The organism is Rhodoblastus acidophilus, from assembly GCF_900187365.1.
Lineage (GTDB): Bacteria > Pseudomonadota > Alphaproteobacteria > Rhizobiales > Beijerinckiaceae > Rhodoblastus > Rhodoblastus acidophilus.
Window position 1 is genome coordinate 117913 of sequence record NZ_FYDG01000005.1, and the last position, 26873, is coordinate 144785.

Annotated in this window: 27 protein-coding genes and 1 pseudogene; 5 read left to right on the forward strand and 23 right to left on the reverse strand. The window is 65.6% G+C overall.

Features of this window, described 5'->3' with window-relative positions; translation table 11 throughout:
• Window positions 1-2: 2 nt before the first annotated feature.
• Together lptE and leuS are read right to left on the reverse strand one after the other, a co-directional pair.
• The gene (gene lptE, locus CFB24_RS12190) at window positions 3-536 is read right to left on the reverse strand and encodes an LPS assembly lipoprotein LptE (RefSeq protein ID WP_088520888.1); all 534 of its coding nucleotides are present in this window, start codon (window positions 534-536) and stop codon (window positions 3-5) included.
• On the reverse strand, window positions 523-3132 hold the full coding sequence (gene leuS / locus CFB24_RS12195; RefSeq protein ID WP_088520889.1) for a leucine--tRNA ligase: 2610 nt from the start codon (window positions 3130-3132) through the stop codon (window positions 523-525). The genes lptE and leuS overlap by 14 nt, the downstream gene beginning before the upstream one ends.
• A 178-nt stretch (window positions 3133-3310) precedes the next feature.
• Here leuS and CFB24_RS12200 point away from each other — a divergent pair, with 178 nt between their 5' ends.
• The gene (locus tag CFB24_RS12200; protein WP_244593159.1) at window positions 3311-4006 is read left to right on the forward strand and encodes a YggS family pyridoxal phosphate-dependent enzyme; all 696 of its coding nucleotides are present in this window, start codon (window positions 3311-3313) and stop codon (window positions 4004-4006) included.
• Between the two features lie 62 nt (window positions 4007-4068).
• Here CFB24_RS12200 and CFB24_RS12205 read toward each other — a convergent pair.
• A pseudogene (locus CFB24_RS12205) lies at window positions 4069-4755 on the reverse strand (L,D-transpeptidase family protein); the annotation flags it as partial.
• Here CFB24_RS12205 and CFB24_RS12210 point away from each other — a divergent pair.
• Together CFB24_RS12210 and CFB24_RS12215 are read left to right on the forward strand one after the other, a co-directional pair.
• Window positions 4679-5365: a response regulator transcription factor gene (locus CFB24_RS12210; RefSeq protein ID WP_088520890.1), complete on the forward strand. Its 687-nt coding sequence runs from the start codon at window positions 4679-4681 to the stop codon at window positions 5363-5365. The pseudogene CFB24_RS12205 and the gene CFB24_RS12210 sit on opposite strands and share 77 nt — an antisense overlap.
• A 57-nt stretch (window positions 5366-5422) precedes the next feature.
• Window positions 5423-5887 carry a cyclic nucleotide-binding domain-containing protein gene (locus CFB24_RS12215; RefSeq protein ID WP_088520891.1) on the forward strand — a complete coding sequence of 155 codons (465 nt, stop codon included), beginning with the start codon at window positions 5423-5425 and terminating at the stop codon, window positions 5885-5887.
• 10 nt (window positions 5888-5897) lie between these two features.
• On the opposite strand, the gene CFB24_RS12220 is transcribed toward CFB24_RS12215, so the two are convergent.
• From CFB24_RS12220 to ubiE, 16 genes are all read right to left on the reverse strand, one after another.
• The gene (locus CFB24_RS12220) at window positions 5898-7214 is read right to left on the reverse strand and encodes a bifunctional folylpolyglutamate synthase/dihydrofolate synthase (RefSeq protein WP_088520892.1); all 1317 of its coding nucleotides are present in this window, start codon (window positions 7212-7214) and stop codon (window positions 5898-5900) included.
• Window positions 7214-8074, reverse strand: coding sequence for an acetyl-CoA carboxylase, carboxyltransferase subunit beta (gene accD / locus CFB24_RS12225; protein WP_088520893.1), 861 nt, complete (start codon window positions 8072-8074; stop codon window positions 7214-7216). Before accD ends, CFB24_RS12220 begins: the two co-directional genes overlap by 1 nt.
• A 15-nt stretch (window positions 8075-8089) precedes the next feature.
• Entirely contained in the window at window positions 8090-8917 is an 828-nt protein-coding gene (gene trpA, locus CFB24_RS12230) for a tryptophan synthase subunit alpha (RefSeq protein ID WP_088520894.1), read from the reverse strand.
• A gap of 61 nt (window positions 8918-8978) precedes the next feature.
• Window positions 8979-10196 (reverse strand): tryptophan synthase subunit beta, encoded by a 1218-nt coding sequence (trpB, locus tag CFB24_RS12235; RefSeq protein ID WP_088520895.1) that lies wholly within the window; start codon window positions 10194-10196, stop codon window positions 8979-8981.
• A 29-nt stretch (window positions 10197-10225) separates the two neighbouring features.
• Window positions 10226-10900: a phosphoribosylanthranilate isomerase gene (locus tag CFB24_RS12240; protein ID WP_088520896.1), complete on the reverse strand. Its 675-nt coding sequence runs from the start codon at window positions 10898-10900 to the stop codon at window positions 10226-10228.
• Between the two features lie 7 nt (window positions 10901-10907).
• Window positions 10908-11261, reverse strand: coding sequence for a lipopolysaccharide assembly protein LapA domain-containing protein (locus CFB24_RS12245; RefSeq protein WP_088520897.1), 354 nt, complete (start codon window positions 11259-11261; stop codon window positions 10908-10910).
• A 24-nt stretch (window positions 11262-11285) separates the two neighbouring features.
• Window positions 11286-11576, reverse strand: coding sequence for an integration host factor subunit beta (ihfB, locus tag CFB24_RS12250; RefSeq protein WP_088520898.1), 291 nt, complete (start codon window positions 11574-11576; stop codon window positions 11286-11288).
• A gap of 39 nt (window positions 11577-11615) precedes the next feature.
• On the reverse strand, window positions 11616-12584 hold the full coding sequence (sppA, locus tag CFB24_RS12255; protein ID WP_088520899.1) for a signal peptide peptidase SppA: 969 nt from the start codon (window positions 12582-12584) through the stop codon (window positions 11616-11618).
• A gap of 142 nt (window positions 12585-12726) precedes the next feature.
• A complete protein-coding gene (gene rpsA, locus CFB24_RS12260) occupies window positions 12727-14448 on the reverse strand; it encodes a 30S ribosomal protein S1 (RefSeq protein ID WP_088520900.1) in 1722 nt (573 codons plus the stop codon).
• Window positions 14449-14725: 277 nt separating this feature from the next.
• Window positions 14726-14998, reverse strand: a complete 273-nt coding sequence (rpsT, locus tag CFB24_RS12265; protein WP_088520901.1) for a 30S ribosomal protein S20 — start codon at window positions 14996-14998, stop codon at window positions 14726-14728.
• A 136-nt stretch (window positions 14999-15134) separates the two neighbouring features.
• Complete coding sequence (locus CFB24_RS12270) at window positions 15135-15908, reverse strand: enoyl-CoA hydratase (RefSeq protein ID WP_088520902.1); 774 nt, start codon at window positions 15906-15908, stop codon at window positions 15135-15137.
• Between the two features lie 68 nt (window positions 15909-15976).
• Window positions 15977-16942, reverse strand: a complete 966-nt coding sequence (gene cysK, locus CFB24_RS12275; protein WP_088520903.1) for a cysteine synthase A — start codon at window positions 16940-16942, stop codon at window positions 15977-15979.
• 78 nt (window positions 16943-17020) lie between these two features.
• Window positions 17021-17467, reverse strand: coding sequence for a dUTP diphosphatase (gene dut, locus CFB24_RS12280; RefSeq protein ID WP_425332081.1), 447 nt, complete (start codon window positions 17465-17467; stop codon window positions 17021-17023).
• On the reverse strand, window positions 17457-18689 hold the full coding sequence (gene coaBC, locus CFB24_RS12285) for a bifunctional phosphopantothenoylcysteine decarboxylase/phosphopantothenate--cysteine ligase CoaBC (RefSeq protein ID WP_088520905.1): 1233 nt from the start codon (window positions 18687-18689) through the stop codon (window positions 17457-17459). Before coaBC ends, dut begins: the two co-directional genes overlap by 11 nt.
• Before the next feature lie 7 nt (window positions 18690-18696).
• Window positions 18697-20256: a 2-polyprenylphenol 6-hydroxylase gene (gene ubiB / locus CFB24_RS12290; RefSeq protein WP_088520906.1), complete on the reverse strand. Its 1560-nt coding sequence runs from the start codon at window positions 20254-20256 to the stop codon at window positions 18697-18699.
• Window positions 20257-20263: 7 nt separating this feature from the next.
• Window positions 20264-21043: a bifunctional demethylmenaquinone methyltransferase/2-methoxy-6-polyprenyl-1,4-benzoquinol methylase UbiE gene (gene ubiE / locus CFB24_RS12295; protein WP_088520907.1), complete on the reverse strand. Its 780-nt coding sequence runs from the start codon at window positions 21041-21043 to the stop codon at window positions 20264-20266.
• A gap of 87 nt (window positions 21044-21130) precedes the next feature.
• Here ubiE and mutM point away from each other — a divergent pair, with 87 nt between their 5' ends.
• Together mutM and CFB24_RS12305 are read left to right on the forward strand one after the other, a co-directional pair.
• Entirely contained in the window at window positions 21131-21976 is an 846-nt protein-coding gene (gene mutM, locus CFB24_RS12300) for a bifunctional DNA-formamidopyrimidine glycosylase/DNA-(apurinic or apyrimidinic site) lyase (protein ID WP_088520908.1), read from the forward strand.
• A gap of 21 nt (window positions 21977-21997) precedes the next feature.
• Complete coding sequence (locus tag CFB24_RS12305) at window positions 21998-22780, forward strand: M48 family metallopeptidase (protein ID WP_088520909.1); 783 nt, start codon at window positions 21998-22000, stop codon at window positions 22778-22780.
• Here the strand turns inward: CFB24_RS12305 and trmB are convergent.
• From trmB to lnt, 4 genes are all read right to left on the reverse strand, one after another.
• A complete protein-coding gene (trmB, locus tag CFB24_RS12310) occupies window positions 22767-23459 on the reverse strand; it encodes a tRNA (guanine(46)-N(7))-methyltransferase TrmB (RefSeq protein ID WP_088520910.1) in 693 nt (230 codons plus the stop codon). The two genes, CFB24_RS12305 and trmB, sit on opposite strands and share 14 nt — an antisense overlap.
• A 15-nt stretch (window positions 23460-23474) precedes the next feature.
• The gene (metK, locus tag CFB24_RS12315; RefSeq protein ID WP_088520911.1) at window positions 23475-24671 is read right to left on the reverse strand and encodes a methionine adenosyltransferase; all 1197 of its coding nucleotides are present in this window, start codon (window positions 24669-24671) and stop codon (window positions 23475-23477) included.
• Between the two features lie 148 nt (window positions 24672-24819).
• Entirely contained in the window at window positions 24820-25230 is a 411-nt protein-coding gene (locus CFB24_RS12320) for a helix-turn-helix domain-containing protein (protein WP_111390637.1), read from the reverse strand.
• A gap of 55 nt (window positions 25231-25285) precedes the next feature.
• Complete coding sequence (gene lnt / locus CFB24_RS12325) at window positions 25286-26854, reverse strand: apolipoprotein N-acyltransferase (RefSeq protein ID WP_088520913.1); 1569 nt, start codon at window positions 26852-26854, stop codon at window positions 25286-25288.
• Between the last annotated feature and the right edge of the window lie 19 nt (window positions 26855-26873).

Genomic DNA, 26873 nt, shown 5'->3' on the forward strand with positions numbered 1-26873 from the left:
AATCACTTCGTCAGGGCGATCGCGACCCGGGTGCGGATTTGCTCCGCGATGGTCCGCGCATTGCGGATTTCGGCGTCGCGCGCGGCGCGCACGTTGCTCAGCCGCTGCGATGTCCGGTCGTAAGCGACGAATTGCGACACGCTGCCGCTCGCCATCGGCTTGTCGGTCCCGCCCGCCACCGGGAACAGCTGGTAGGAGGCGTCCACGGTGATGGCGCCGGCCTCGGCCTGTCCGGTGAATGTGTTGACGGTCGGGGTCGATACCCGTTCGTTCAGCGTGACGACCAGCCGATATTTGGGCGGGACGTTGGAGCCGGAGCCGTTCAACTGCGAGATCAGCTCGTTCGTCAAATAATGCCCGAGACGGTCGGGGATCGGCTCCACCTTGATCGTCTGCAATTCGTCGCCGACCGCGCCGCCGCCGACCGCGCTCGACATGTAGAGCGGCTGGACGCATCCGCCAAGCAGCAGAGAGGCGCCCAGAATCGCGGTCAGGGCGACCGCTCTCCGGGCATTTGCGCGATTAGACGACGACATTGATGATCCTCTGCGGGATGACGATGATCTTCTTCGGCTTCCGTCCCTCGCAGGCGCGCTGGATGGCCTCCAGCGCCAGTGTCGCGGCCTCGATCTCCGACGGGCTGGCGTCGCGGCCAATCGTCAGTTCGGTGCGCTTCTTGCCGTTCACCTGCACAGGCAGAGTTATCACATCCTCGACGATAAGAGAACGATCCGCGACCGGCCAGGGCGTTTCCGCCACCAACTTGTCGCCGCCCAGCTCCGCCCAGCATTCCTCGCCCAGATGCGGCATCATCGGCGCGAACAGGTGAACCAGGATTTTCCCCGCCTCGCGGAAGGCGCAGCGCACGTCGTTTTCCGGCGTCTCCTCGACATTCGCCAGCAGCGATCCCAGCTGGTTGGCGAGATCGTAGATATGGGCGACGCAGCGGTTGAAGCGGAGACGGGCGAGATCCTCCTCCGCCTTGGCCAGGGTCGCGTGGGCGACCTTGCGAATCGCGTTCGCCTTGTCGCCATAGGCGGAAACCTCCGCCACGCCCTCGGACATGTCGGCGATCTCGCCGATCAGGCGCCACAGCCGCTGCACGAACTTGCCGGCGGCCTGAACGCCGTCCTCGGTCCAGATCACGTCGCGGTCGGGCGGCGAATCGGACAGCATGAACCAGCGCGCGGTGTCGGCGCCATAGGTGGCGATGATGTCGTCGGGATCGACCGTGTTGCGCTTGGACTTCGACATTTTCTCGATGGCGCCGATCTCGACCGGCCGCCCGTCGTCCAAAGCGAAGGCGCGGCGCGCCGGCCCTTCCGCGTCGAAGCGGATTTCCGACGGCGACATCCACGCGCCATCGGCCGATTTGTAGGTCTCGTGCACCACCATGCCCTGGGTGAACAGGCCGGCGAACGGCTCGCTCAGGCCGACATGGCCGGTGGCGCGCATGGCGCGGGTGAAGAAGCGGGCATACAGAAGATGCAGGATCGCGTGCTCGATGCCGCCGATATATTGATCGACCGGCAGCCAGCGATCCACCACCGCCTTGTCGGTCGGGGCGTTGGCGTTCCACGGATCGGTGAAGCGCGCGAAATACCAGGACGAATCGACGAACGTGTCCATCGTGTCGGTTTCGCGCACAGCCGGCTTGCCGCATTTCGGGCAGGTCGTATTGCGCCAGCTGGGATGGCGGTCGAGCGGATTGCCGGGCTGGTCGAAGGTGACGTCCGGCGGCAGCTCGATCGGCAGGGTTTCGCGCGGCGCCGGCACGACGCCGCAGGCCTCGCAATGAATGATCGGGATCGGGCAGCCCCAATAACGCTGGCGCGAAATGCCCCAGTCGCGCAGCTTGAAATTGACCTTGCGCTTGGCGCGCGGCGCGCCGTCCACCGTTTCGGTTTCGAGGCGGCGCACCACCTCCTCGCGCGCCTCGGCGGGGGTCATGCCATCGAGGAAGCGCGAATTGACCATGCGGCCGTCGCCGTCATAGGCGATCTCGTCCACGACGAATTGGGGATCGGCGTCCTCGGGACGCACCACAATGGTCCAGCCCAGATCATATTTGCGGGCGAAATCGAGGTCGCGCTGGTCATGGGCGGGACAGCCGAAAATCGCGCCGGTGCCGTAATCCATCAGCACGAAATTGGCGACATAGACCGGCAGGGTCCATTCCCCATCGAACGGATGCTTGACCCGGACGCCGGTGTCAAAACCCTTCTTTTCCGCCGTCTCCAGCGCGGCGCTGGAGGTGCCGATGCGGCGGCATTCCTCGATGAACTCCTGCAAGGCCGGATTCGTCCGCGCCAGTTCGGCGGCGAACGGATGGTCGGGTGACAAAGCCAGGAAGCGCGCGCCAAACAGGGTGTCGGGGCGGGTGGTGAACACTTCGAGCGTCTTGACCGCCTGCGGGCCGGCGACGTCGAACTTGACCAGCGCGCCTTCGGAGCGGCCGATCCAGTTCTTCTGCATCAGCCGGACTTTTTCCGGCCAGCGGTCGAGCGTGTCGAGCGAGGTCAGCAGATCCTCGGCGAATTCGGTGATCTTGAAGAACCATTGCGTCAGTTCGCGCTGCTCGACCAGCGCGCCGGAGCGCCAGCCGCGTCCGTCGATCACCTGCTCATTGGCCAGCACGGTCTGATCGACCGGGTCCCAGTTGACCTTGGCGTTCTTGCGATAGATCAGGCCCTTGTCGAGCATGTCCAGGAACATGGCCTGCTGGTGGCGGTAATAGCTGGGGTCGCAGGTGGCGACCTCGCGCGACCAGTCGATCGACAGGCCCATGCTCTGCAACTGCTTCCGCATGGTCGCGATATTGGCGTAGGTCCATACGCCGGGATGCGAGCGGTTCAGGCGCGCGGCGTTTTCGGCGGGCATGCCGAACGCGTCCCATCCCATCGGGTGCAGCACGTTATGGCCGCGCGCGCGCATGACGCGGGCGACGACATCGCCCATGGCGTAGTTTCGGACATGGCCCATGTGGATGCGCCCCGACGGATAGGGGAACATTTCCAACACATAATATTTCGGCCGGTCATCGTCGTTGCGCGTGAGAAAAGTTTGTTTCTCCGACCACGCCTTTTGCCATTTCGGCTCGGATTCGTGGGGATTGTAACGGTCAGGGCGCATCGAACTTCGGCTCTTTAAACGGGGATTCCAGGCTGCGGGCAATGAGCATGATTTCGCCGCGCGGGTCAATGGATTTGGCTGCGAGCCTGCGGCGACGCGACGGCGTGGAACGGATTGGCGCCGGCGCGACTTCCGCCTAGGGTCCCGCAACGCAAGCGACAGCGAAAAGGAGCCGGAAGTGGGTGAGAACGTGACGGCGGATGAGGTCCCCGGCAAGCAGGTTTCCGGCAATCTGGAACAGGTGCGCCACGCCATCGCGCGGGCCTGCGCGGATTTCGGCCGCGATCCCGCCGAGGTCGATCTGGTCTGCGTCTCCAAGACGTTCGAGGCCGAGGCGATTCTGCCCGCCCTGCGCGCGGGCCAGCGGGTGTTCGGCGAAAACCGCGTGCAGGAGGCGGCCGGCAAATGGCCCGCTTTGCGCGAACAATTCCCGGATGTCGAACTGCACCTGATCGGTCCGCTGCAATCCAATAAGGCCGAGCAGGCGGTGGATCTGTTCGACGTGATCCAGACCGTGGACCGGCTGAAGATCGCCGCTGCGATCGCCGAGCAATGCCAGAAGAAAAACAAGGTCGTCCCCTGCTTCATTCAGGTCAACACCGGCGCGGAGAGCCAGAAGGCCGGCGTGTCCGTCGAGGACCTGCCCGCGCTGGTCAACGCCTGCCGTCACGATCTCGGGCTGAAGATCGAAGGCCTGATGTGCATCCCGCCGTTCGATCGGCCGGTGGCGCCGCATTTCGCGCTGCTGCATCGGCTCGCCCACGATCTCGGGCTGCAAAAGCTCTCGATGGGCATGAGCGCCGATTTCGAACAGGCGATCCAGCTCGGCGCCACCCATGTCCGCGTCGGCTCAGCCATTTTCGGTTCGCGTTGAGGCCGCCCGCCCGCACCGATCACCAGGACGACCGGCCCGAGCAGGCTCGCCTGCAGGCGGGCCTGAAGGCGGCGCATGTCCTGCGGCCGCACGGCGACGCAGCCGGCGGTGGGCCGCAGATCGTCATGGGCGAGATGAAAAAAGATCGCGCTGCCGCGCCCGCGCACGCGCGGCTTCAGATTGTAATCCACCACGCCGATGACGTCGTAGAGTCCATCGTCGCGCCACAGCCGCTCGGCGCCGTCCGGCGTCGGCAAGCGAATCGGCCGATTGTAGGCGCGCGCGGCGGGGTCGTCGCACCAGCCGTCGCCCGGCGCCAGCGGGCGGGCGCCCGCCCAGCCAAGGGGCCAGCGGTCGGGCCGCCGCAGCCAGCCGAGCAAAGCGAAGCGGCCGAGCGGCGTCACGCCGTCGCCCTCGCGGCGTTTCACGCCGACGCCGCCGCGGCCGAGCGCGCAGGGAACCTCGGTCGCGCCGATTCGCAACAGGCCGCGCGGCGGAGCGCCGGGCGGTCCGGGAAGCCTCCGGACAAAAACGGAGCGGAATTTTCGTGGAGAACTGGCGTTCCGCTCTGGCGCGCGGTTTTGACGAGGCCCAGATGAAAGCGTAGATTTTTTCAAGATCACAGGTTCGCCCGTAGGTGCAGCTTGATCCAAGCCGAACACAGGATTTTTCATGTCGCAAGTCCGTTCGATCTTGATCGTTGACGATGACGCGCATCTGCGGCTCTCCCTCCTCGAACAGCTCAGCATTCACAGCGAGTTCCAGGCTTTTGAGGCCTCGGATGTGAAGTCGGGCCTCGCGGTCATCAAGGAACATCCGATCGACCTCATCATCATGGACATCGGCCTGCCCGACGGCGACGGGCGCGACGTCATCAAGCAATTGCGCGCCGCCGGCTTCCAGAAGCCGGTGATCCTGCTGACGGGTCAGGATTCCGAACATGACGTCGTGCGCGGCCTCGATTCCGGCGCCAATGATTACGTCAGCAAGCCGTTCCGCTTCTCGATCCTGTTGGCGCGCATCCGGGCGCATATGCGCCAGCACGAGTTCAGCGACGACGCGAGCTTCCAGATCGCCTCCTACACGTTTCACCCCGGCTCGAAACTGCTGGTGGCCAAGAGCGGCGCGAAACTGAAGCTGACCGAAAAGGAGACGGCGATCCTGCAATATCTCAACCGCGCCAAGGGCGGCGTCGTCTCGCGCGACGAACTGCTGCGGGAGGTGTGGGGCTATAACGCCAATGTCACCACCCACACGCTGGAAACCCATATCTACCGCCTGCGGCAGAAGATCGAAGTCGATCCGACCAACGCCAAGATTCTCGTCACCGACGTCGGAGGGTATCGCCTCTCGTTCTGAAACCGTGTAGTTCAAGACAGCATACTTGGACCGCGCTTTTGGCCCGATAGGTCTCCCATGTCCGCAGACGACATCATCGACATCCTCACCCGCCTGCCCATTTTCGCCAAGCTCGATCCCGGCGCCCTGCGTTTGATCGCCTTCGCGGCGGAAACCCGCCAATTGCGCGCGGGCGACATCCTGTTCCGGCAGGGCGACATCGCCGATTGCGGCTATCTGCTGTTGACGGGAACCGTGACGCTCGATGGCGTCGAAGGCGCCGATTCCGGCTTCCGAATGGTCAAGGATGGCGACCTGCTCGGCGAAACCGCCTTGCTCGTCCCCACCAAGCGGCCATTCACCGCCATCGCGCGGCAAAGCTCGTCGGTGCTGCGGATTTCCCGCGCCATATTCCTGCGGGCGCTGGAGGAATATCCGGCCAGCGCGGAACGCCTGCGCAAGGACATGCTGACCAAGATCACTGCGCTCGGCGAGGAGCTTGAAGGGTATCGGCGCGGCCTGACGACACGGCGCGCAAGCTGATCGGCCCCGGTCAGACCGGCGGCGTGGCGTTGGCCGCCAGCACGTCTCCGCTCAGATAAAGCGACCCGGCGATCAGCACGCGCAGCGGCGGCGCGCGCTCATCCCTCGCCAGACTGCGCAGGGCGCCGACGGCGTCGGGTTCGGTTCGCGCGGCCAGCCCGATCCGGCCCGCGACCGCCACAATCTCCTCCGGCGGCCAGGACGCCTGGTCGCCATGGAGCGGAACGACGAGAACCTGCGCGGCGAGTCCGGCGAATTGCCGCAAGAACGCTTCGGGGCTCTTGGTCTTGAGCGCGCCATAGATCAGCACGAGCGGCAGCGGCAGCACGGCGGCCCGTTCCGCCATCGCCTGCGCCAACGCCTTGGCGCCCGCCTCGTTGTGACCGCCGTCGAGCCAGATCTCGGCGCCCCTCGGCAAGAGACCGGCGAGGCGGCCGCCGCCGAGATTTTGCAGCCGCGCCGGCCATTCGGCGCGGGTCATCCCCTGCTCGAAAGCCTGCGGCGCGAGGTCGGGGAAGACGGCGCGCACGGCGGCCAGGGCGGCGCCGGCGTTGACCGTCTGATGCGCGCCCGGCAGGCGCGGCAAGGGCAGGTCGAGCAGGCCCGACGCGTCCTCATAGATCAGCCGGCCGCCCTCGCGGCGCGACAGATAGTCCTGGCCGAAAATGCGGGGCCGCACGCCCAGGCGCGCCGCCTCCTGCTCCAGCGCCGCCTGCGCGGCCGCGTCCTGCGCGGAAAACACCGCCGGCGCGCCGCGCTTGAGAATGCCCGCCTTTTCCCGCGCGATCGCCTCCAGGCTGTCGCCGAGGAATTCGACATGATCCCGCGAGATCGGCGTGATCACCGCGCAGGCCGGCGCGTCGATCACATTGGTGGCGTCAAGGCGCCCGCCCAGCCCGACCTCCAGCAGCAGCACGTCGGCGGGATGCTCGGAGAACAGCTTGAAAGCGGCCGCCGTGGTCGCTTCGAAAAAGGTGATGGGCGCCCCGGCGTTGGCGGTCTCCACCGCGTCGAACGCCGCGCTCAAGACCGCGTCGGAGACAAGTCTCCCTCCCGCGCGATCCGCCAGCCGGATGCGCTCGTTGAAGCGCACCAGATGGGGCGAGGTATAGACATGAACGCCCAGGCCCGCCGCTTCGAGCGTCGCCCGCATGAAAGCGACGGTCGAGCCCTTGCCGTTGGTGCCGGCGACATGGATGACCGCCGGCAGCCGCCGCTGCGGATCGCCGAGGGCGGCGAGCAAACGGTGCATGCGATCGAGCGCCAGATCGATCTTCTTGGGATGCAGATCGAGCAGGCGCGCGAGAATCGGATCCGTTGGAGACATCAGGCCGCTTCGGCGGGAACCTTCAACAACAGGCGGCAGACGCGGGCGAGCGTCTCCCGCATCTCCGAACGCGGCACGACCATGTCGACCATGCCATGCTTGAGCAGGTATTCGGAGCGCTGGAACCCTTCCGGCAGGCGCTCGCGAATGGTCTGCTCGATCACGCGGGCGCCGGCGAAGCCGATCACCGCGCCGGGCTCGGCCAGATGCAGGTCGCCCAGCATGGCGTAGGAGGCGGTGACGCCGCCCGTGGTCGGATTGGTCAGCACGACAATATACGGCAGCTTGGCCTGCTTGAGCCGCTGCACCGCCACGGTGGTGCGGGGCATCTGCATCAGCGAGAACATGCCCTCCTGCATGCGCGCGCCGCCCGAGGCGGTGAAAATCACGAACGGCGTCTTGTGCTCGACCGCCCGCATCATGCCGGAGACGATGGCCTCGCCGGCCGCCATGCCCAGCGATCCCCCGAGAAAGTCGAAGTCCTGAACCGCGACGGTCATCTCCAGGCCCTGCACGGCGCCGGCGGCGAGCCTGATGGCGTCATAGGAGCCGGTTTTCAGCCGGTAGTCCTTGATGCGATCCGTATAGCGTTTGACGTCGCGGAATTTGAGCGGATCGGCCGGCGCCTCCGGCAAGGGCAGGCTCTCGTAGAGGCCGTCGTCGAACAGGGCGTCGAGGCGCGCCTTGGCGGGAATGCGCATGTGATAGCCCGAACCGGGCACCACGAAGAGATTGGCTTCCAGATCCTTGTGGAACACCAGTTCGCCGCTCTCGGGGCATTTGACCCAGAGGTTTTCCGGCGTTTCACGCTTGAGGATCGAGCGGATCTTCGGAGGAACGACGTTGGAAATCCAGTTCATGACATCGTCTCCTGCTCAGCGCCGCGCCGAGGCCACGCCGGCGGCGAGTTCGTTCACCAGTTTGCTGACCGCCGCGACCGCGGCCGGGCCGCCGCGATTGTCCGCGTCGAGCGTGCGCGCCAGCGCGTCGATGATGGCGGAGCCGACCACGACCGCATCGGCGTTGGCGCCGATTTCCGCCGCCGCCGCCGCGTCCTTGACGCCGAACCCGACCGCGACCGGAAGATCCGTATGGGCCTTGATCCGCCGCACCGCCGTGGCGACCTTGGAATAATCGGGCCGCTTCTGGCCCGTCACCCCGGTGACGGACACGTAATAGACAAAGCCCGACGTGTTCGCGAGCACGGCGGGCAGACGACGGTCGTCCGTCGTCGGCGTCGCCAGCCGGATGAAGCTCACGCCGGCGCGCAGCGCCGGAAGGCACAATTCCACGTCTTCCTCGGGCGGCAGATCGACCACGATCAGCCCGTCCACCCCGGCGGCTTTCGCATCGGCGAGGAAGCGATCGACGCCGTAGACGTAGATCGGATTGTAATAGCCCATCAGCACGATCGGCGTGTCGGCGTCGTCGCGGCGAAACGCCTCCACCTGCGCCAACACGCCCTTGAGCGTCATGCCGGCGCGCATCGCCCGCAGGCCGGCGGCCTGGATGGCGGGACCGTCGGCCATCGGGTCGGAAAACGGCATGCCGACCTCGATAATGTCGGCGCCGGACTTCGGCAGGGCCTTGAGAATATCCAGCGACAGCGCGGCGTCGGGATCGCCGGCCATGATGAACGTGACGAGCGCGGCGCGTTTTTCCGCGCGGCACTGCGCAAATCTTTTGTCGATGCGAGAAGTCATGGCCTTGCCGGTTAGCACAGTGCGGAAGCCTTGCAAATGGACGGTGTGACGCAGCGGCGGTTCACATGCCCCCGAGATGGTCCGCCACCTGGAACAGATCCTTGTCGCCGCGTCCGGACAGACCGAGCACCATCAGATGGTCCCTGGGCATTTTCGGCGCGATCTCGATGATCCTGGCCAGGGCGTGGGCCGGCTCCAGCGCGGGAATGATCCCCTCGAGCCGCGCGCACAACTGGAAGGCGGCGAGCGCCTCCTTGTCGGTCGCCGACAGATAGGTCACGCGCCCCGTTTCCTTCAGCCAGGAATGTTCGGGACCGATGCCGGGATAGTCGAGGCCGGCGGAGATCGAATGGCCCTCGAGAATCTGGCCGTCGTCGTCCATCAGCAGATAGGTGCGGTTGCCGTGCAGCACGCCGGGACGGCCGCCGGCCAGCGACGCCGCATGGCCGTTCTCGACCTCCAGGCCATGCCCGGCCGCCTCGACGCCGTAAAGCGCGACGCTGGCGTCGTCGAGGAAGGGATGGAACAGGCCGATGGCGTTGGAGCCGCCGCCGATGCAGGCGAAGGCGCTGTCGGGCAGACGCCCCTCAAGCTCCAGCATCTGCTGCTTGGTTTCGTCGCCGATCACGCATTGGAAATCGCGCACCATCGCCGGGTAAGGATGCGGGCCGGCGGCGGTGCCGATGCAATAGAACGTGTTGTCGACATTGGTCACCCAGTCGCGCAGCGCCTCGTTCATGGCGTCCTTCAGCGTGCGGGCGCCCGACTGGACCGGGACCACCTTGGCCCCGAGCATGTTCATGCGGAACACGTTGGGCTTTTGCCGCTCGACATCGACGGCGCCCATATAGACGATACATTCCAGGCCGAAGCGCGCGCAGGCGGTGGCGGTGGCGACGCCGTGCTGTCCCGCGCCGGTCTCGGCGATGATGCGCGACTTGCCCATGCGGCGGGCCAGCAGGATCTGGCCGAGCACGTTATTGATCTTGTGCGCGCCGGTGTGGTTGAGCTCCTCGCGCTTGAAATAGATTTTGGCGCCGCCGAGATGCTCGGTCATCCGTTCCGCGAAATACAGCGGGCTGGGCCGACCGACATAATGGGTGAGCAGGCCCCGCAGTTCGGCATGATAGGCCGGATCGCGCCGCGCGGCCTCGTAGGCCTCCTCCAGGGACAGGATCAGGGGCATCAGCGTTTCCGCGACGAAGCGGCCGCCGAATATGCCAAAATGCCCCCGCGCATCGGGGCCTTGCCGCAGCGAATTGGATGCAAGAACGGTCATGGGACTCTGCTCGATTGGAAGCGGCTGTCTTAAACGCTTCCGGTCGCCAGGCCAAGCTGATCTTGCGCAAGCCGCGCCGCGGCGACGAACGCCCGGATCTTGGCGAGGGATTTTTGGCCCGGACCATCCTCGACCCCGGACGAGACGTCCACGCCCGGCGTCCCGGTCAGACGGACGGCCTCGCCGACATTGTCCGGCGTCAATCCGCCCGAAAGCATCCAGGGCGCGCCCGGCGAAAAATCCCTGACCAGCGTCCAATCGAAGGCCAGGCCGTTGCCACCGGGCAAGAGGCCGTTTTTCGGCGGCTTGGCGTCGAGCAACAGCCGGTCGGCCACGCCCCGATAAGTTTCCGCACCCGCGAGATCGTCGGAATCGGCCACGCCGAAAGCCTTGAGAATCGGGACGCCAAAGGTCTTGCGGATGTCGGCGACGCGATCGGGCGTCTCCGCGCCGTGCAATTGCAGCCAATCCGGCCGCATCGCCCGCACCACCGCGTCGATCTGCCCGTCCTCAGGATTGACCAGCAACGCCACTGTCTGCGCCCTGCCCTCGACCCGCCGCGACACTTCGCCCGCAGCCGCCAGCGACAGATGGCGCGGGCTTTTCGGGAAAAACACAAAGCCGATCATATCCGCGCCCGCATCGAGCGCGGCGGCGAGAGCTTCATGCGTCGTCACGCCGCAAATCTTGACGGTCAGCGGCATGGCGACGTCAGTTTTTCGGGCGGGAGACCGGCAGAGCGGGCGTTCCCGGCGCGGCCGGAGTCATCTGGTTGCGCAGGGCTTCGTTCTCGGCCCGCAACGCCGCCCACTTGCGCGAGGCTTCCCGCGCCGCCTTGCGGTGCCGCCCCTGCCGCACCCAGGTCGACGACCCGCCGAGCACCACGCCCACCATCATCGCGCCGACCACCAGAAGGTAGAGCGGGACGGCGAAGGTGGGCAACGGAAGGTCAGGCAGGTTGAACGGATCTGTGGAAACGGGGACCGGACTCCGGTTCGCCAGCGAAAACCCCAGCAGCAACACAGCGAAGGGCGCGAGGATAAGGAAACGCAAGACCGCACGCATCGCCAATTCTCCAACTCAGCAGCATCAGGCTTCCGACGAATCGTTCAGCCGCTCGCGCAGTTCCTTGCCGGTCTTGAAAAACGGCACGAACTTCTCGTCGACTTCAACATGGTCGCCGGTTCGGGGGTTCCGCCCGATCCGGGCGTCCCTCTTTTTCACGGAAAAGGCCCCGAAACCGCGCAATTCAACCCGGTCGCCGCGGGCGAGCGCGTCGGTCACTTCGTCCAGAATCGCGTTGACGATATTTTCGACATCGCGAAGATATAAATGAGGATTGCGGTCGGCAATGCGTTGAACAAGTTCGGATTTAATCACGGAAGTTATCCCGATAACAACCAGATCGCGCGATCATCGCTATTGGTCTCGGCCAACGTGCCAAATCGCCAATAGCCCGTCAAGTGTTGCTTGTCCCTGCACATTCTCCATCTGCGACGCGAACCGCTCCAACGGCTCCACTCCGGCGGCGCCTAACAGCGCCCCCGCCGCGCTGAACAGATTGAACGGCTTGCCGACGGCGTTCTTCTTCCATTCCTTTACGGGCAGCCCCTTGGCGATTCCGCGCTCGCGCTCCAACCAGGCCAGAGCTTCGCGCTCGCCGCCGAATTCGTCGATCAGTTTCAAATCCTTGCCCTGGCGCCCGGTGAAGACCCGGCCGTCGGACACGGCGGCCAATTGGGCGTCGTCGAGGCCGCGACGCTCCTTCACGACGGACTTGAACCAGGAATAGCTGTCGGCCACCAGGGCGTCGACGGCGGCCTTGGCCGCCTCGCTGGTCGGCTCCAGCCCGTTGGGAGCCGCCTTGAGCGGCGAGGACTTGATCGTCTCGACCTTGACCCCGATCGTATCGAGCAATTTGGCGACATTGGGGATCTGGAACAGCACGCCAATCGAGCCGATCAGCGAATTGCCGTCGGCCACGATATGATCGGCGCCGAGCGCGACAATATATCCGCCGGAGGCCGCCATGGTGTCGACCACCGCCACCACCGGCTTCTTCTGCGCGAGGCGGCGCAGCTCGTCATAAATATGTTCCGAGCCGGTTACCGTGCCGCCGGGGCTTGAGACCTGAACCAGAACGGCGGTCGCGCTCGACTCGTCGATCGACTTGATCAGCTTCAGCGTGTCGCGGTCGCCGGTGATCAGGCCGTTGATTTCGAGCCGGGCGATATGGGGCGCCAAATGGCCGGCGTCCCCGGCGAAGCGGCCGGCGGCGACCAGCAGCGCGACGACGGCGAGGGCCAGCGCGGCGAGGCGCCAGCGCGTCAATTTGCGGCGCAACTGCCGGCGATCGAGAACGGTTTCGACAGGCGTCGTCTGGCTCATGGCGGAACTCCCTTGCCGTCCCCATTTAGGCGTTCGATCGGCAAAGCTCAATGCGTCGGCCGCGCCAACCCGTTCGAACGGCATGAAAAAGCCCCGTGCGCAGGACGCGCACGGGGCCAAATCTGTCACGCGAGAGGCGGAATTACTTGCCTTCGCGAGCCTTGAGCGCGGCGCCGAGAATGTCGCCGAGCGAAGCGCCCGAGTCGGCGGAGCCATATTGCGCGATGGCCTCCTTCTCCTCGGCCACTTCCAGCGCCTTGATCGACACGGAGATCTTGCGCGCCTTGCGGTCGAACAGGGTGACGCGGGAGTCGACCTTCTCGCCGACGGCGAAGCGCTCGGGGCGCTGGTCGGCGCGATCGCGCGCGAGTTCGTTGCGCTTGATGAAGGCCTGGAGGTCGGTGCCGATGATCTTGACTTCAAGACCGCCTTCCTTGACCTCAAGGATTTCGCAGGTCACGACAGCGCCCTTCTTGACTTCGCCTTCCTCGCCGACCGGCGCGGAAGCGAAGGGGTCGCCGCCAAGCTGCTTGATGCCGAGCGAGATGCGCTCCTTTTCGACATCGACGTCGAGAACGCGGGCGCGGACGACCTCGCCCTTCTTGTAGTCTTCGATGGCCTGCTCGCCCGGACGGTTCCAGTCGAGGTCGGACAGGTGGACCATGCCGTCGACGTCGCCGTCGAGACCGATGAACAGACCGAATTCGGTCTTGTTCTTGACCTCGCCCTCGACGTCAGAGCCGACCGGGTGCTTCTCGGCGAAGGCTTCCCAGGGGTTCTGCAGGGTCTGCTTGAGGCCCAGCGAAATGCGGCGCTTGACGGAATCGACTTCCAGCACCTGCACGTCGACTTCCTGGCTGGTCGAGACGATCTTGCCGGGATGGACGTTCTTCTTGGTCCAGGACATTTCGGAGACGTGGATCAGGCCTTCGATGCCCGGCTCCAGCTCGACGAACGCGCCGTAGTCGGTGATGTTGGTCACGCGGCCATGGAAGCGGGCGTTGATCGGGTACTTGGCCTCGATGCCCTGCCACGGATCGTCCTGAAGCTGCTTCATGCCCAGGGAGATGCGGTGGGTCTCGTGGTTGATCTTGATGATCTTGACCTTGACCGTCTGACCGATGTTGAGCACTTCGGACGGATGGTTGACGCGACGCCAGGCGATGTCGGTGACATGCAGCAGGCCGTCGATGCCGCCGAGATCCACGAACGCGCCGTAATCGGTGATGTTCTTGACGACGCCGTCGATCACCAGACCTTCTTCGAGGTTGGCGACGATCTCATGACGCTGCTCGGCGCGGCTCTCTTCGAGCACGGTGCGGCGCGACACGACGATATTGCCGCGGCGGCGATCCATTTTCAGGATCTGGAACGGCTGCGGCACGCCCAGCAGCGGGGTGACGTCGCGGATCGGGCGGATATCGACCTGCGAGCGCGGCAGGAAGGCCACGGCGCCGTCGAGATCGACGGTGAAGCCGCCCTTGACCTGGTTGAAGATGACGCCGTCAACCTTTTCGTTGGCCTCGAAGGCCTTTTCGAGCTTGACCCAGCTCTCTTCGCGGCGGGCCTTCTCACGGGAGATCACCGCTTCGCCGAGCGCATTCTCGACGCGCTCCAGATAAACTTCGACTTCATCGCCGACGCCGGGGGCCGGATCGCGGCCATGGCCGGTAAATTCCTTGAGGGCGACGCGTCCTTCGGTCTTCAGACCGATGTCGATGACCGCGACGTCCTTTTCAATGGCGACCACACGTCCCTTGACCACCGAGCCTTCGAAGGCTTCGCTCTCGCCGTAGGATTCGGCGAGCAGGGCGGCAAAATCGTCGCGGGACGGGTTCATACCCGTGTTGTTGGCAGAGGACATACTTTCTCCTGAAATGCCCTTTCGGGCGCGCGCCGGAATAAGGTTGGTGTTGCGTTTGCTTTCGTCCGCGAGCGCGCATCCCGAGGGATGCGTCCCGTCCTGAAGGGCGGCCGGCGCGGGCCAGCGAACAGAAAGCGGGTTGTACCGTTCCTTAACAAAGGTGCGGCTTTTCCACAAGGCGCTTGCGGCGCGGTCTTGCAGATGTGAACGGCGGGGCGCCGCTTAAAAATAAACCCCGGCGGGGCCGGGGTTTTGGGCGCGACGCGGTCGCGAAGGCTCAGGCGGTCGCGCCGAGCGCCTTGACGCGGGCGCTGAGGCGCGAAACCTTGCGCGACGCCGTATTCTTGTGAACGATGCCCTTCTGGGCGGCGCGCATCAGGATCGGCTCGGCGACGGCGAGCGCGGTCTTGGCGGCGGTCTGGTCGCCGGAGGAAATGGCTTCCTCGACCTTGCGCAGGAAGGTGCGCATCTTGCTGCGACGCTGACGGTTCACCGCGGTGCGGCGGTCGATCTGACGGACGGCCTTTTTAGCCGATTTGGTATTGGCCATTGTGTTCCCCGGACAAACGCATGCCCAATCCAGGGGGCCGCGCGTAAAACCATGACGGCGCCGATTACTGGCGCCGAGAGTGGACGCTTATATGCAGGAAAGCGCCAAGTCGTCAACGCCAGAATCGTCAGGCGCCTCAGCGATTGACGAATTTGGCCGGGCGTTTCTCGATGAAGGCGGCCATGCCCTCTTTCTGATCTTGCGTCGCGAAGGCCGCGTGAAAATTGCGGCGCTCGAACTTCACGCCTTCGGTCATGGTCGTCTCATAGGCCGAATTGATGCAATCCTTGATCTGCATGGCGATCGGCAGCGACATGGAGGCGATGGCCTTCGCGGTCCGCAGCGCCTCCTCCAGCAAGGATTCGGACGGGACGATCCGGGAGACCAGGCCGCAGCGCTCGGCTTCCTGCGCGTCCATCATCCGGCCGGTCAGGCACAATTCCATCGCCTTGGCCTTGCCGACGAACCGGGCGAGCCGCTGGGTGCCGCCCGCGCCGGGCAGGATGCCCAGCTTGATTTCGGGCTGGCCGAATTTGGCGTTTTCCGCCGCCAGGATGAAATCGCACATCATCGCCAGCTCGCAGCCGCCGCCGAGCGCGAAACCCGCCACCGCCGCGATGGCCGGCTTGCGAAAATAGGACAGCCGCTCCCAGGTGCGGATGGCGTCGCCCAGATAGGCGTCCATATAGGTGAGGGTTTGCAGCTCCTTGATGTCCGCGCCCGCCGCGAACACTTTTTCGGAGCCTGTCAGCACGAGCGCGCCGATCTGCGGGTCTTCGGAGAACGCCCCCAAGGCCAGGTTCAACTCGCGGATCAGCGCGGTGTTGAGCGCGTTCAGCGCCTTCGGGCGGTTGAGGCGGATCAGGCCGACGGCGCCGTGGACTTCGACAATGATGTTTTCGTAGCTCATGGATCGCTCTCCCGGCTTGCTGCGCGCAGGCTTATAGCAGCCGGGAGGGATTGCAACAGGGACGACGGTCACACGCCGTCGAACAGGGCCGTCGAAAGGTAACGCTCGGCGAAGGACGGGATGATGATCACGATGTTCTTGCCCTCGGAACTCGGCCGGGCGCCGACCTGCAAGGCCGCCGCCACCGCCGCGCCGGAGGAAATGCCGACGGGCACGCCCTCGATCCGCGCGACCTGCCGCGCCGTCTCCAGCGCGGCGGCGCTGTCGATGGTCACGACCTCGTCGATCACGCCGCGGTCGAGCACCGGCGGCACGAATCCCGCGCCAATGCCCTGAATCTTGTGCGGCCCCGGCTGCCCGCCCGAAAGAACCGGGGATTCCACCGGCTCCACCGCGATCATTTTCAGGCCGGGCTTGCGCGCCCGCAACACCGCGCCGATGCCGGTGATGGTGCCGCCCGTGCCGACGCCGGAAATGACCATGTCGACGCCGCCGTCGGTGTCGTTCCAGATTTCCTCCGCCGTGGTGCGGCGGTGAATGTCGGGATTGGCGGGGTTCTCGAATTGCGCCGGCGTGATCCCGCCGGGCGTCGAGGCGACCAGCTCCGCCGCCTTGGCGATGGCGCCCTTCATGCCCTGCGCCGCCGGCGTCAGCACCAGCTCCGCGCCGAGCAGGGCCAGCATCTTGCGCCGCTCGATCGACATGGATTCCGGCATGACCAGTTGCAGCTTGTAGCCGCGCGCCGCCGCGACAAAGGCCAGCGCGATGCCGGTGTTGCCGGAGGTCGGCTCGATCAGCACGGATTTGCCGGGCGCGATGCGGCCCTCGGCCTCCAGCGCGTCGATCATGGCCACGCCGATGCGGTCCTTCACCGAGGCGATCGGATTGAAAAACTCAAGCTTGGCCAGCAGCTTGGCCTTGACGCCGCGCTCGGCCGCGATGCGGTCGAACCGCACCAGCGGCGTGTCGCCGATCGTCTGCGTGATGGAATCGTAAATCCGGCCCCGCCCCGGCTTCTTGACCACTTCGGACATCGCTGTTCCTCCAGTTGGGCGGCAGGCTATCAAAGCTGACAAAATATGTCGATTACAGTCTTGAGCCTCGCCCCCGCGTCAGACGCCGGTCGAGCCGAACCCGCCGGCGTCGCGCGCCGTGGATGAAAGCTGATCGACCTCGATCAGCCGCGCCTGGGGGGCCGGCGCCACCACTATCTGGGCGATGCGTTCGCCGCGCCGGATTTCAAAGGGGTCGCGGCCATGATTGATCAGGATGACGCCGACCTCGCCGCGATAATCGCTGTCGATGGTGCCGGGGGCGTTGAGCACGGTGACCCCGTGTTTCAGCGCCAGCCCCGAACGCGGCCGCGTCTGCGCCTCGTAGCCGGGCGCGATCTCCATGGCGAGGCCAGTCGGAATCAGCGCGCGGCCGCCCGGCGGAAGGATGTGCGGCGCATCGGCCGGCACGGCGGCGCGCAGGTCGAAGCCGGCGGCCCCGGCGGTCTGGTAGGCCGGCAGGGGCAAGTCGGCGCCATGCGGCAGGCGTTTGATCTTAAGCTCCACGCGCAGTCTCCCCGTCCGGACGCAAGCCCGCGATATGGGCGATCAGGCGGCGCGCCACCTCGGATTTCGGCAGACGCGGCCACGCCTGCTCGCCATCGCGGCTCACCAGCACGACCGAATTCTCGGCGCCGCCCATGACCTCAGATCCCGCCCCGACATCATTGGCGACGATCAGGTCGCAGCCCTTTTTCGCCAGTTTTACGCGGGCGTGGTCGAGCACATGCTCGGTTTCGGCCGCGAAGCCGACCACGAGGGGCGGACGCTGGGCGACGCGCCGCGCGACGCCGGCCAGAATGTCCGGGTTTTCCACCAGGGCCAGCATGGGCGGGCCATCGGACCCCTTCTTGATTTTCTGCGCGGCGTCACTCTGCGCCCGCCAGTCCGCCACGGCGGCGGCGGCGATGAAAATATCGCAGGGCAACGCGGCCTCGACAGCCTCGGCCATTTCGCGCGCGGTTTCGACCGACATGACGCGCACCCCCGGCGGCGCGGGCAAGTTCACCGGCCCGGACACCAAAACCACCTCGGCCCCGGCGTCGCGCGCGGCCTCGGCGAGCGCGTAGCCCTGCTTGCCCGAGGAGCGGTTGGCGATGTAGCGCACGGGGTCGATCGGTTCATGCGTGGGACCGGCGGTGATGACGACCTTGCGGCCCGCCAAAACTTGCGGGACGCCCGCAAGTTTGGCTCGGAGCGCCGCGAAAATCTCCTCCGGCTCGGCCATCCGGCCGGGGCCGGTTTCGCCGCAAGCCATCGCGCCCTCGTTCGGCCCGACAAAGGTCATGCCATAGCCTTGCAGGGTCTCGACATTGCGCCGCGTCGCCGGATGGGTCCACATCCGCCAGTTCATCGTGGGGGCGGCGAGCGCCGCCTTGTCGGCGGCCAGCAGCAGGGTCGAGGCGAGATCGTTGGCGAGGCCGTTGGCCGCCTTGGCGAGCAGATCGGCGGTGGCGGGCGCGATGACGATGGCGTCGGCCTGCCGGCTCAGCTCGATATGGCCCATTTCGGTCTCGTCGGTCAGCGAGAACAGGTCGTCATAAACCTTGTTCCCGCTCAGGCTCGCCAGCGACAGCGGCGTGACGAATTGCGCGCCCGCCTTGGTTAGCACGACGCGCACCGCCATGCCGACGCCGCGCATCAGCCGGATCAACTCCAGACTCTTGTAGGCGGCGATGCCGCCACCGACGATGAGCAGGATGGACGGCGCCTTGCCGGGAGCGTTCATGACAACCTCAGCGCCAGATATGGACGACGAGCAGCAGCAGCAAAAAAGCGAAACCGTAGCGCCAGAAACGGTTCCTCGCAGCGTTGGCCCGCGCCAAGGCCTCGACGGTGGGCTGCGCCAGGGTCAGGCCCTCGGCGGTCCAGCTTTCCAACTGTTCGGAAATGCGCGCGCCGCGCGACAGGATCGCCGGCGCCTGCGACACCAGATGCGCCATCGAGGCGATCCCCTGCCCCGCGTCGGAAATCTTGGCCAGCGGCCCGAGATTCTCCTCGATCCAGCTGCGCACCACCGGCTCGGCGGTGGACCACATGTCGAGCTGCGGATCGAGCGACCGCGCCACGCCTTCCACCACCACCATGGTCTTTTGCAGCATCACCAGTTCGGTGCGGGTCTGCATGTCGAACAGAGCGGTGATCTCGAACAGCAGCGACAGCAGCTTGGCCATCGAGATTTCATCGGCGCGGCGCGAATGGATCGGCTCGCCCACGGCGCGAATCGCCTGGGCGAAATCGGCGACCCGATAGGACGGCGGCACATAGCCGGCCTCGAAATGCACTTCGGCGACGCGCTGGTAGTCGCGGGTGATGAACCCATACAGGATTTCGGCCAGGAACCGGCGCTCCTTGACGCCGAGCCGGCCCATAATGCCGAAATCCACGGCGGCGAGCCGGCCCTCGCGCGTCAGGAACAGATTGCCCTGATGCATGTCGGCGTGGAAAAAGCCGTCGCGCACGGCATGGCGTAGGAACGACTGGATGATGGTCCGCCCGAGACCGGGCAGATCGACGCCGGAGCGGCGCAGGGCCTCGACGTCGGACAGCGGCGTGCCGTCGATCCATTGCAGCGTGAGGACTTCGCGTGCGGAAAGGTTCCAATCGACCGCCGGGACCAAAAAGTCGGCGTCGCCCTGGGTGTTGTCGGAATATTCCGAGGCGGCGGCGGCCTCCAGCCGAAAATCCATCTCCATTTTCATCGAGCGCGCCAGCGTCTCGACGACTTCGACGGGTTTCAGCCGGCGCGCCTCCGCCGAATATTTCTGCACAAGCCGCGCGGCGAAGAACATGTCGCCGAGGTCGCGCCGGAAACGCCGCTCGATGCGAGGCCGCAGCACCTTGACCGCGACCCAGCGCTCCTTGCCGTCCGCGACGATCTTGGCCCGATGCACTTGGGCGACGGAAGCCGCCGCCACCGGCTCGCTGAATTCAGCGAAAATCTCGCCGATCGGCCGGGAAAACGCCTTTTCGATCACCCCGACCGCGACCTCGCGCGGGAACGGCGCCATGCGGTCCTGCAAGGCTTCCAGTTCGCGCGCCACCGCGACGCCGACCACGTCGGGCCGGGTCGCCAGCGTCTGGCCCAGCTTGACATAGGACGGCCCGAGCCGGGCGATGGCCGGCGCGATCCGTTGCAGACCGCCGCCGCGTCGGGCGATCAGCCCGGCGAGAAACAGCGGGACCCGCATTTCCAGCGGCAGACCGGCGGTTTCGACGCCGGAAAACACGCCCTCGCGCGCGAGAATCCATCCGGCGCGCGCGAGCCGGATCACATGGCCGATCGAGGAAATCACTAAAACCTCAAAGCTTCCAGCCGGAATGGATCGCGACAATGCCGCCGGTCAACCGCGTGAAGGACACGCGCTGGAAGCCGGCGTTCTCGATCATGGCCGCGAAATCCTCCGCCGCCGGGAACTGCCGGATCGATTCGACCAGATAACGGTAGGGTTCGCCGTCGCCGGTGACCATGCGGCCGATCTGCGGAATCACCGAGAAGGAATAGGATTCGTAAATCTTGGCCAGCGCCGGCGCCTCGACCTGCGAAAACTCCAGGCACATGAACTTGCCGCCGCGCTTGAGCACGCGGTAAGCCTCGGCCAGCGCCCGCTCGATGCGCGGCACGTTGCGGATGCCGAAGGCGATGGTGTAGGCGTCGTACTGGCCGTCCTCGAACGGCAGCGATTCCGCATTGGCCTCGACGAATTCCAGGTTTTTCGCCAGGCCCTTCTTCTGGGCGCGCTCGCGGCCGACGCCGAGCATGTCGCCGTTGATGTCGAGCACGGTCACCTTGGTCTTGGGGCCGCCGGCCTGAACCACGCGGAAGGCGATGTCGCCGGTGCCGCCGGCCACGTCGAGATGGTTGAACGGCCCGGTCTTGGACGGATGCACGCGGGAAACGAAAATGTCCTTCCAGACGCGATGCAGGCCGCCCGACATCAGATCGTTCATGATGTCGTAGCGCTGCGCCACTTTGTGAAAGACGTCGTCGACCATCCCCTGCTTCTCGTTGAGGGGAACCTCGGAAAATCCGAAATGGGTGTGATCCTGCGTCTCGCTGCCGGACGATTTGACGTCAATCATTGGAACCTCTTCTGCGCGCGGGACCATAGCGCGCCCTTCGCTCACTGGCTATTTATTCTGTTTGTCGCGTAAACTGAAGGGATAGCAATGCCTGAACTGCCGGAAGTCGAAACGGTGCGCCGGGGGCTGGCGCCGTTTCTGGTCGGCTCCCGAATCCTGCAGGTCGAGTTGCGCCGCAAGGACTTGAGGTTTCCCTTTCCCGACAATTTCGCCGGACGTTTGCAGGGGCGGCGAATTGTCGCTCTCAACCGCCGCGCCAAATATCTGCAGGCCGTGCTCGACGACGAGCAGGTTTTGATCGCGCATCTGGGGATGAGCGGTTCGTTTCGGATGGAGGCCGGCCCGATCGGGACGTTCAAATTCCCGCGCGGCAAAATTCCGGCGCATGACCACGTCGTCATCTCGCTCGAAACCGGCCAGCTCACTTATAACGATCCCCGGCGTTTCGGCTTCATGACGCTGGCGACGACCGACACGCTGGCGGATCACCCGTTTTTCGCGGGGCTTGGCGTCGAGCCGTTATCGAACGATTTCAACGGCGAGACGCTGGCGCGGCTGTTCGCCGGCAAGGCGACTTCGCTGAAAGCGGCTCTGCTCGACCAGCGCAATATCGCCGGCCTCGGCAACATTTATGTCTGCGAGGCGCTGCATCGCGCCGGCCTGTCGCCGCTGCGCGCCGCCGGCGATCTGGGCGCGGCGGCGGAAAAGCTCGCCCGGACCGTGCGCGCCTTGCTGGCCGAGGCGATCGAGGCCGGCGGATCCTCCCTGCGCGACCATCGCCAGGCCGACGGCGCGCTGGGATATTTTCAACACAATTTTCGGGTCTATGACCGTGAAGGACAAGCTTGCTCCAGCCCCGCCTGTCGCGGGATCATCATTCGGCGCGCGCAAAATGGACGCTCGACCTTTTATTGTTCAAGCTGCCAGAGTTGAGAATCGGACTGCTTCGCGGCCATGCTGAACCTGAAATTCGGATTACGCGCCAGACCCGTCGACGAGCTGTTCGTGGTGCACGAGGAGCGGCGCTTTCGCGTCGCGCTCAAGCGCCTCGACTCGGCGCGGCGCTTCACCCTGCGCGTGCGCGCGGCCACCCAGGACGTCGTGCTGACCCTGCCGGCGCGCGCCAACTTGCGCGACGCCGAAGAATTCGCCCAGCGCCACGCCGAATGGATCGCGCACAGGCTGGCGCGGCTGCCCGACTGTCAGGCTTTCGTTCCGGACGCGGTGATCCCGTTCCGGGGCGCGCCGCATCAGCTGGCGCATTGCCCGGAGGCGCGGCCCGCCCGTGGCGGAGGTCCCGTCTGGATCGACGCGGCGCGCCAGCCTCCGGCCATTTGCGCCAGCGGCGAGGCCGCGCATTTCGAGCGGCGAATCACCGATTTCTTCCGGCGCGAAGCCCGCCGCGAGATCGAGGCGGCGGCGCGCGGCCATGTCGCGGCTGTCGGGCGCGCGCCGATTTCCATCAGTTTGAAGGATACGACGAGCCGGTGGGGCTCCTGTTCGGCGCGGGGCGCGCTGAATTTCTCCTGGCGGCTGATCCTGGCGCCGCCGTTCGTGCTGGATTATCTGGTCGCGCATGAAATGGCGCATCTGCGCCACCACAACCATTCCGACGATTTCTGGGGCCTGACCAAAACCCTCTGCCCCGCCACCGCCAAGGCGGAAGCGTGGCTGAAACTCTATGGCGCGCAACTGCACCGCTACGGGCGCAAAGGGCGCGGCGTCAGCGACGAATGAAGGTGAGATAGACGGGACGCCGCCCCTCGCGCAGCGCCTTGGCTTCATAGCGGGTGCCGGGCCAGTCGGGATAAGGCGTCAGCCAGTCGGATTCGGCGGTCGCCGGCCAGAGGAAATCCGGCGAGCGCAGCGCGCGGGCCAGCGTCCAGCCGACGTAATCGTCAATGTCCGAGGCGAAACGCAGCTCGGCGCCGCTGCGCATGACGCGGGCGAGACGACTCAGCATCTGGTCGGACACGAAGCGCCGCTCGCGATGGCGCCGTTTCGGCCAGGGATCGGGATAAAGGATGCAGACGCCCGACAGGCTCGCGTCCGGCAGCGCGTCGATCAACTCGCCGGCGTCGCCGGGATGGACGCGGATGTTGCGCAGATCGCGCGTCTCGACCTGGGCCATCAGCTTGGCCACGCCGTTGACGAAAGGCTCGCAGCCGAAATAGCCGCGCTCGGGATGCGCGGACGCGTCGGCGGCGAGATGCTCGCCGCCGCCGAAGCCGACTTCCAGACGGAGGTCGGCGGGATGACCGGGAAACAGCGCGGCGGGATCGGACAGCGGCGCCGACAGATCGACCTGAACGGTCGGCAGCAGGGTTTCCATCAGGCCCGCTTGATGGGCGCGCAAGGCTTTTCCCTTGCGGCGCCCAAAGAATGCGGACTCGCGGCGTCCGATCGTCTCGCTCACGCTACACTCGGGATGTCAGGCGAAATGCGCCTTGAGCTTTTCGACGAGATCGGTCTTTTCCCAGGAAAAGCCGCCCTCGGCGTCGGGCTGGCGGCCGAAGTGGCCGTAGGCGGAGGTGCGCGCATAGATCGGCTTGTTGAGCTGGAGATGCTCGCGAATGCCGCGCGGCGACAGGCGCACGATCTTGAACAGCACCTCTTCCAGCTTGGCCTCGTCGACCTTGGCGGTGCCGTGGGCGTCGACATAGATCGACAGCGGCTCGGCGACGCCGATCGCATAGGACAGCTGGATCGTGACGCGATCCGCCAGACCGGCCGCGACCACGTTCTTGGCGAGATAGCGCGCCGCATAAGCGGCGGAGCGGTCCACCTTGGTCGGATCCTTGCCGGAGAAGGCGCCGCCGCCATGCGGGGCCGCGCCGCCGTAAGTGTCCACGATGATTTTACGGCCGGTGAGGCCGGTGTCGCCGTCCGGGCCGCCGATCACGAACTTGCCGGTCGGGTTGACGTGCCAGACGGTGGCGTCGGTGATCCATCCCTTGGGCAGAGTGGCCACGATATAGGGCTCGACGATGCGGCGGACATCTTCCGAAGTCAGCGTCTCATCGACATGCTGGGTCGACAGCACGATCTGGGTGACGCCGACCGGCTTGCCGCCGACATATTTCACGGTCACCTGGCTCTTGGCGTCGGGGCCGAGCTTGGCGGCTTCGCCGTCCTTGCTCTTGCGGGCCTTGGCCAGCACTTCCAGAATCTTGTGCGAATAATAGATCGGCGCCGGCATCAGCGCTTCGGTTTCGTTGGTGGCGTAACCGAACATGATGCCCTGGTCGCCCGCGCCCTCGTCCTTGTTGCCGGCCGCGTCAACGCCCTGGGCGATGTCGGCGGACTGGGCGTGCAGGAGGATTTCGACCTCCGCGTTCTTCCAGTGGAAGCCGTCCTGCTCGTAACCGATGTCCTTGATCGCCTCGCGGGCGACCTGCTCGATCTGCGCGTGCGACAGCGCGGGGCCGCGCACTTCGCCGGCGATGACGACGCGGTTGGTGGTCACCAGCGTCTCGGCGGCGACGCGGATCTGATAGGGATCGATGCCGGCCTTGGCGCCTTCGCGGTAGAAAAGGTCTACAATTTCGTCGGAAATGCGATCCGCGACCTTGTCGGGATGTCCTTCAGAAACGGATTCGCTCGTGAACAGATAATCGCTGCGCGCCACAAGGCATCTCCTTGATCGGGACGAGCGGTCCAGGACCGGCCGTCGATGAACTCGTCGCTGTTGTGGGAGGGAACCTACAGGCGGCGCGTTCTTTTCGTCAAGCCTTTGTCGCGTTTTCGTTCGATAAAACGAACACGGCAGTTAAAGCTCAGGCCCCGCCGCCTTCGGCCAGCGTGACGATGAGATCGACGATCCGCTTGCGAACTTTCGCGTCGGTGATTCGGGCGAAGGCGCGGTTGAGGCTCAGGCCCTCCGCGGTCATCACGAAATCGCTGGCGAACCCCTCATCGGGACTGGCTTCGGCGAAGCCGGCGTTTCCTGCGCCTTCGGAGACCGGCGCGCCCTTGAAGAAATAGGCGAGCGGGATGCTCAAGGTTTCGGAAATCTGCTGCAGGCGGCTGGCGCTGATCCGGTTGGTGCCTTTTTCGTATTTCTGCACTTGCTGGAACGTCAGACCCAAGGCCTCGCCCAATTTTTCCTGGCTCATGCCGATCATCATCCGGCGCATGCGCACGCGCGCGCCGACATGACGATCGATGGGATTAGGGACTTTGGTCACGGCTGTCTTCCGTCCTATCGTTTCGCGCCTATTTGCAATAATAGTTTACCTAAAGTCAAATGTTCCGTGGGCGAATCAAAGCAGCGGCCAAAACAATTAACCATGCAATGGCAGGCGCAAGACGCCAATGTTGCGAGTAAAAAGTCGCGGGCAGCGCCTTCGGCAAGCTTCCATCGAGCACCGCTTCCGTTCCCAACGAAGTCGAGGCGAGGAGACGTCCATAGGGATCAATAATCGCCGAGACCCCCGTATTGGCGGAACGCACCATTGGCAGACCTTGCTCGATCGCGCGCAGCCGCGCCTGTGACAAATGCTGATAAGGACCCGAAGTCACGCCAAACCAGCCATCGTTCGTGACGTTCAGGATCAATCCAGGACGCGCGTTGAGATCGGATAAACGTGCGGCGACTTCCTCCGGGAATATGGATTCATAGCAAATTAAAGGGAAAACCGCCGGCAATCCCGGCGCCGTCAGCACGCGCGAATATTCGCCGGCGTCGAACGTCCCCGGGCTCCAGGCGAACGGGCTGAGGCCCAGCCGCGCCAGCGCCCCCGCCAAAGGCATGTATTCGCCAAAAGGCGTGAGATGCATCTTGTCGAACCATTCCTTGATCTCGCCCTTCTGGATGACGGCCAAGGAATTGAAATAATGCGGCCGCCTCGCCTCGATCTCGGCCCGCGCGGCGCCGGTGAACAGGATGGCGGTCTGCATGCGCGCCGCGATGGCCGACAGCGCGGCCGGGTCCTGCGCCAGCAGGAAGGGGAAGACGGATTCCGACCAGAACACATGGGTGACGTCGGTCAGCCCGGTGGTTTGCGGCGAGGTCGAGCGGTCCGACAGTTTCAGATAGCGGTCGAGCAATTCGCTCCTGCGGTCGGCGCGAAACTCGTCATTGGCGACATTGGCCTGCACCACCCGCAGCTTGACGCCCTTCACCGTCTCGACCTTGCCCTGCAGGCGCGCGGCGCCGAACAGCGCCAAAGCGACAAAGCCCGCCAGCGACAAAGCGACCGCCTTGCGGCCGCGCCCGCCCTTGCCGAGCAGCGCCGGCGCAGCGAACAGCAGGACGGACAGCACGGTCAGGCTGTAGAGCCCGCCGACCGAGGCGAATTGCGCGAACAGCGGATTGTCGCCCAACGCCATGCCGAAATCGTTCCAGGGAAAGCCGGTCAGGATATGGCCGCGCAGCCATTCGGCCACGGTCAGGCCCGCCGCCAGCGCGAACACCCGCGCCGCGCCGGGCGACCACAACAGGCGCGCCAGCGCGAAACCCAGGGCGGTGAAGAACGCGAGGCCCGCGGGCAGGCCGAGCACGCCCAGCGGCAAGGCCCAGGCGAAGCGATCGGCCTCGGCCAGAAAGGCGACGCCCAGCCACCACAGGCCCGCGACGAAATAGCCGAACCCCAGCCACCAGCCGGCCGCCGCGGCGCGGCGTAAGCTCGCCCAGCGATTTTCGCCGGCGGACCCGTCGATCAGCCAGACCGCCGCCGTCATGGGAACGAAGAAGGCGGGAAAGAATCCGATAGGCGCCAGCGCCAGCACGCCGACGGCGCCGCTGAAAAACGCGATCAGCCGCCGGGACCACCCGTCGGACAGCATCACCTTTTGCGAAAAAGTAAGCATTGCGCGCCTTGAGCGAGGG

Coding starts and splice junctions, on each gene's coding strand:
- CFB24_RS12270 (WP_088520902.1), bottom strand. CDS start 15,908: ATGAGCTACGAAAACATCATTGTCGAAGTCCACGGCGCCGTCGGCCTG.
- rpsT (WP_088520901.1), bottom strand. CDS start 14,998: ATGGCCAATACCAAATCGGCTAAAAAGGCCGTCCGTCAGATCGACCGC.
- CFB24_RS12220 (WP_088520892.1), bottom strand. CDS start 7,214: ATGTCTCCAACGGATCCGATTCTCGCGCGCCTGCTCGATCTGCATCCC.
- accD (WP_088520893.1), bottom strand. CDS start 8,074: ATGAACTGGATTTCCAACGTCGTTCCTCCGAAGATCCGCTCGATCCTC.
- coaBC (WP_088520905.1), bottom strand. CDS start 18,689: ATGAACGCTCCCGGCAAGGCGCCGTCCATCCTGCTCATCGTCGGTGGC.
- lptE (WP_088520888.1), bottom strand. CDS start 536: ATGTCGTCGTCTAATCGCGCAAATGCCCGGAGAGCGGTCGCCCTGACC.
- CFB24_RS12240 (WP_088520896.1), bottom strand. CDS start 10,900: ATGCCGCTGACCGTCAAGATTTGCGGCGTGACGACGCATGAAGCTCTC.
- cysK (WP_088520903.1), bottom strand. CDS start 16,942: ATGTCCGAAGTGGTCAAGAAGCCGGGGCGGGGCCGGATTTACGATTCC.
- trpB (WP_088520895.1), bottom strand. CDS start 10,196: ATGACCGTTCTTGCATCCAATTCGCTGCGGCAAGGCCCCGATGCGCGG.
- trpA (WP_088520894.1), bottom strand. CDS start 8,917: ATGACTTCTCGCATCGACAAAAGATTTGCGCAGTGCCGCGCGGAAAAA.
- CFB24_RS12305 (WP_088520909.1), top strand. CDS start 21,998: ATGCTGAACCTGAAATTCGGATTACGCGCCAGACCCGTCGACGAGCTG.
- lnt (WP_088520913.1), bottom strand. CDS start 26,854: ATGCTTACTTTTTCGCAAAAGGTGATGCTGTCCGACGGGTGGTCCCGG.
- CFB24_RS12215 (WP_088520891.1), top strand. CDS start 5,423: ATGTCCGCAGACGACATCATCGACATCCTCACCCGCCTGCCCATTTTC.
- rpsA (WP_088520900.1), bottom strand. CDS start 14,448: ATGTCCTCTGCCAACAACACGGGTATGAACCCGTCCCGCGACGATTTT.
- sppA (WP_088520899.1), bottom strand. CDS start 12,584: ATGAGCCAGACGACGCCTGTCGAAACCGTTCTCGATCGCCGGCAGTTG.
- CFB24_RS12210 (WP_088520890.1), top strand. CDS start 4,679: ATGTCGCAAGTCCGTTCGATCTTGATCGTTGACGATGACGCGCATCTG.
- ubiE (WP_088520907.1), bottom strand. CDS start 21,043: ATGATTGACGTCAAATCGTCCGGCAGCGAGACGCAGGATCACACCCAT.
- CFB24_RS12245 (WP_088520897.1), bottom strand. CDS start 11,261: ATGCGTGCGGTCTTGCGTTTCCTTATCCTCGCGCCCTTCGCTGTGTTG.
- leuS (WP_088520889.1), bottom strand. CDS start 3,132: ATGCGCCCTGACCGTTACAATCCCCACGAATCCGAGCCGAAATGGCAA.
- mutM (WP_088520908.1), top strand. CDS start 21,131: ATGCCTGAACTGCCGGAAGTCGAAACGGTGCGCCGGGGGCTGGCGCCG.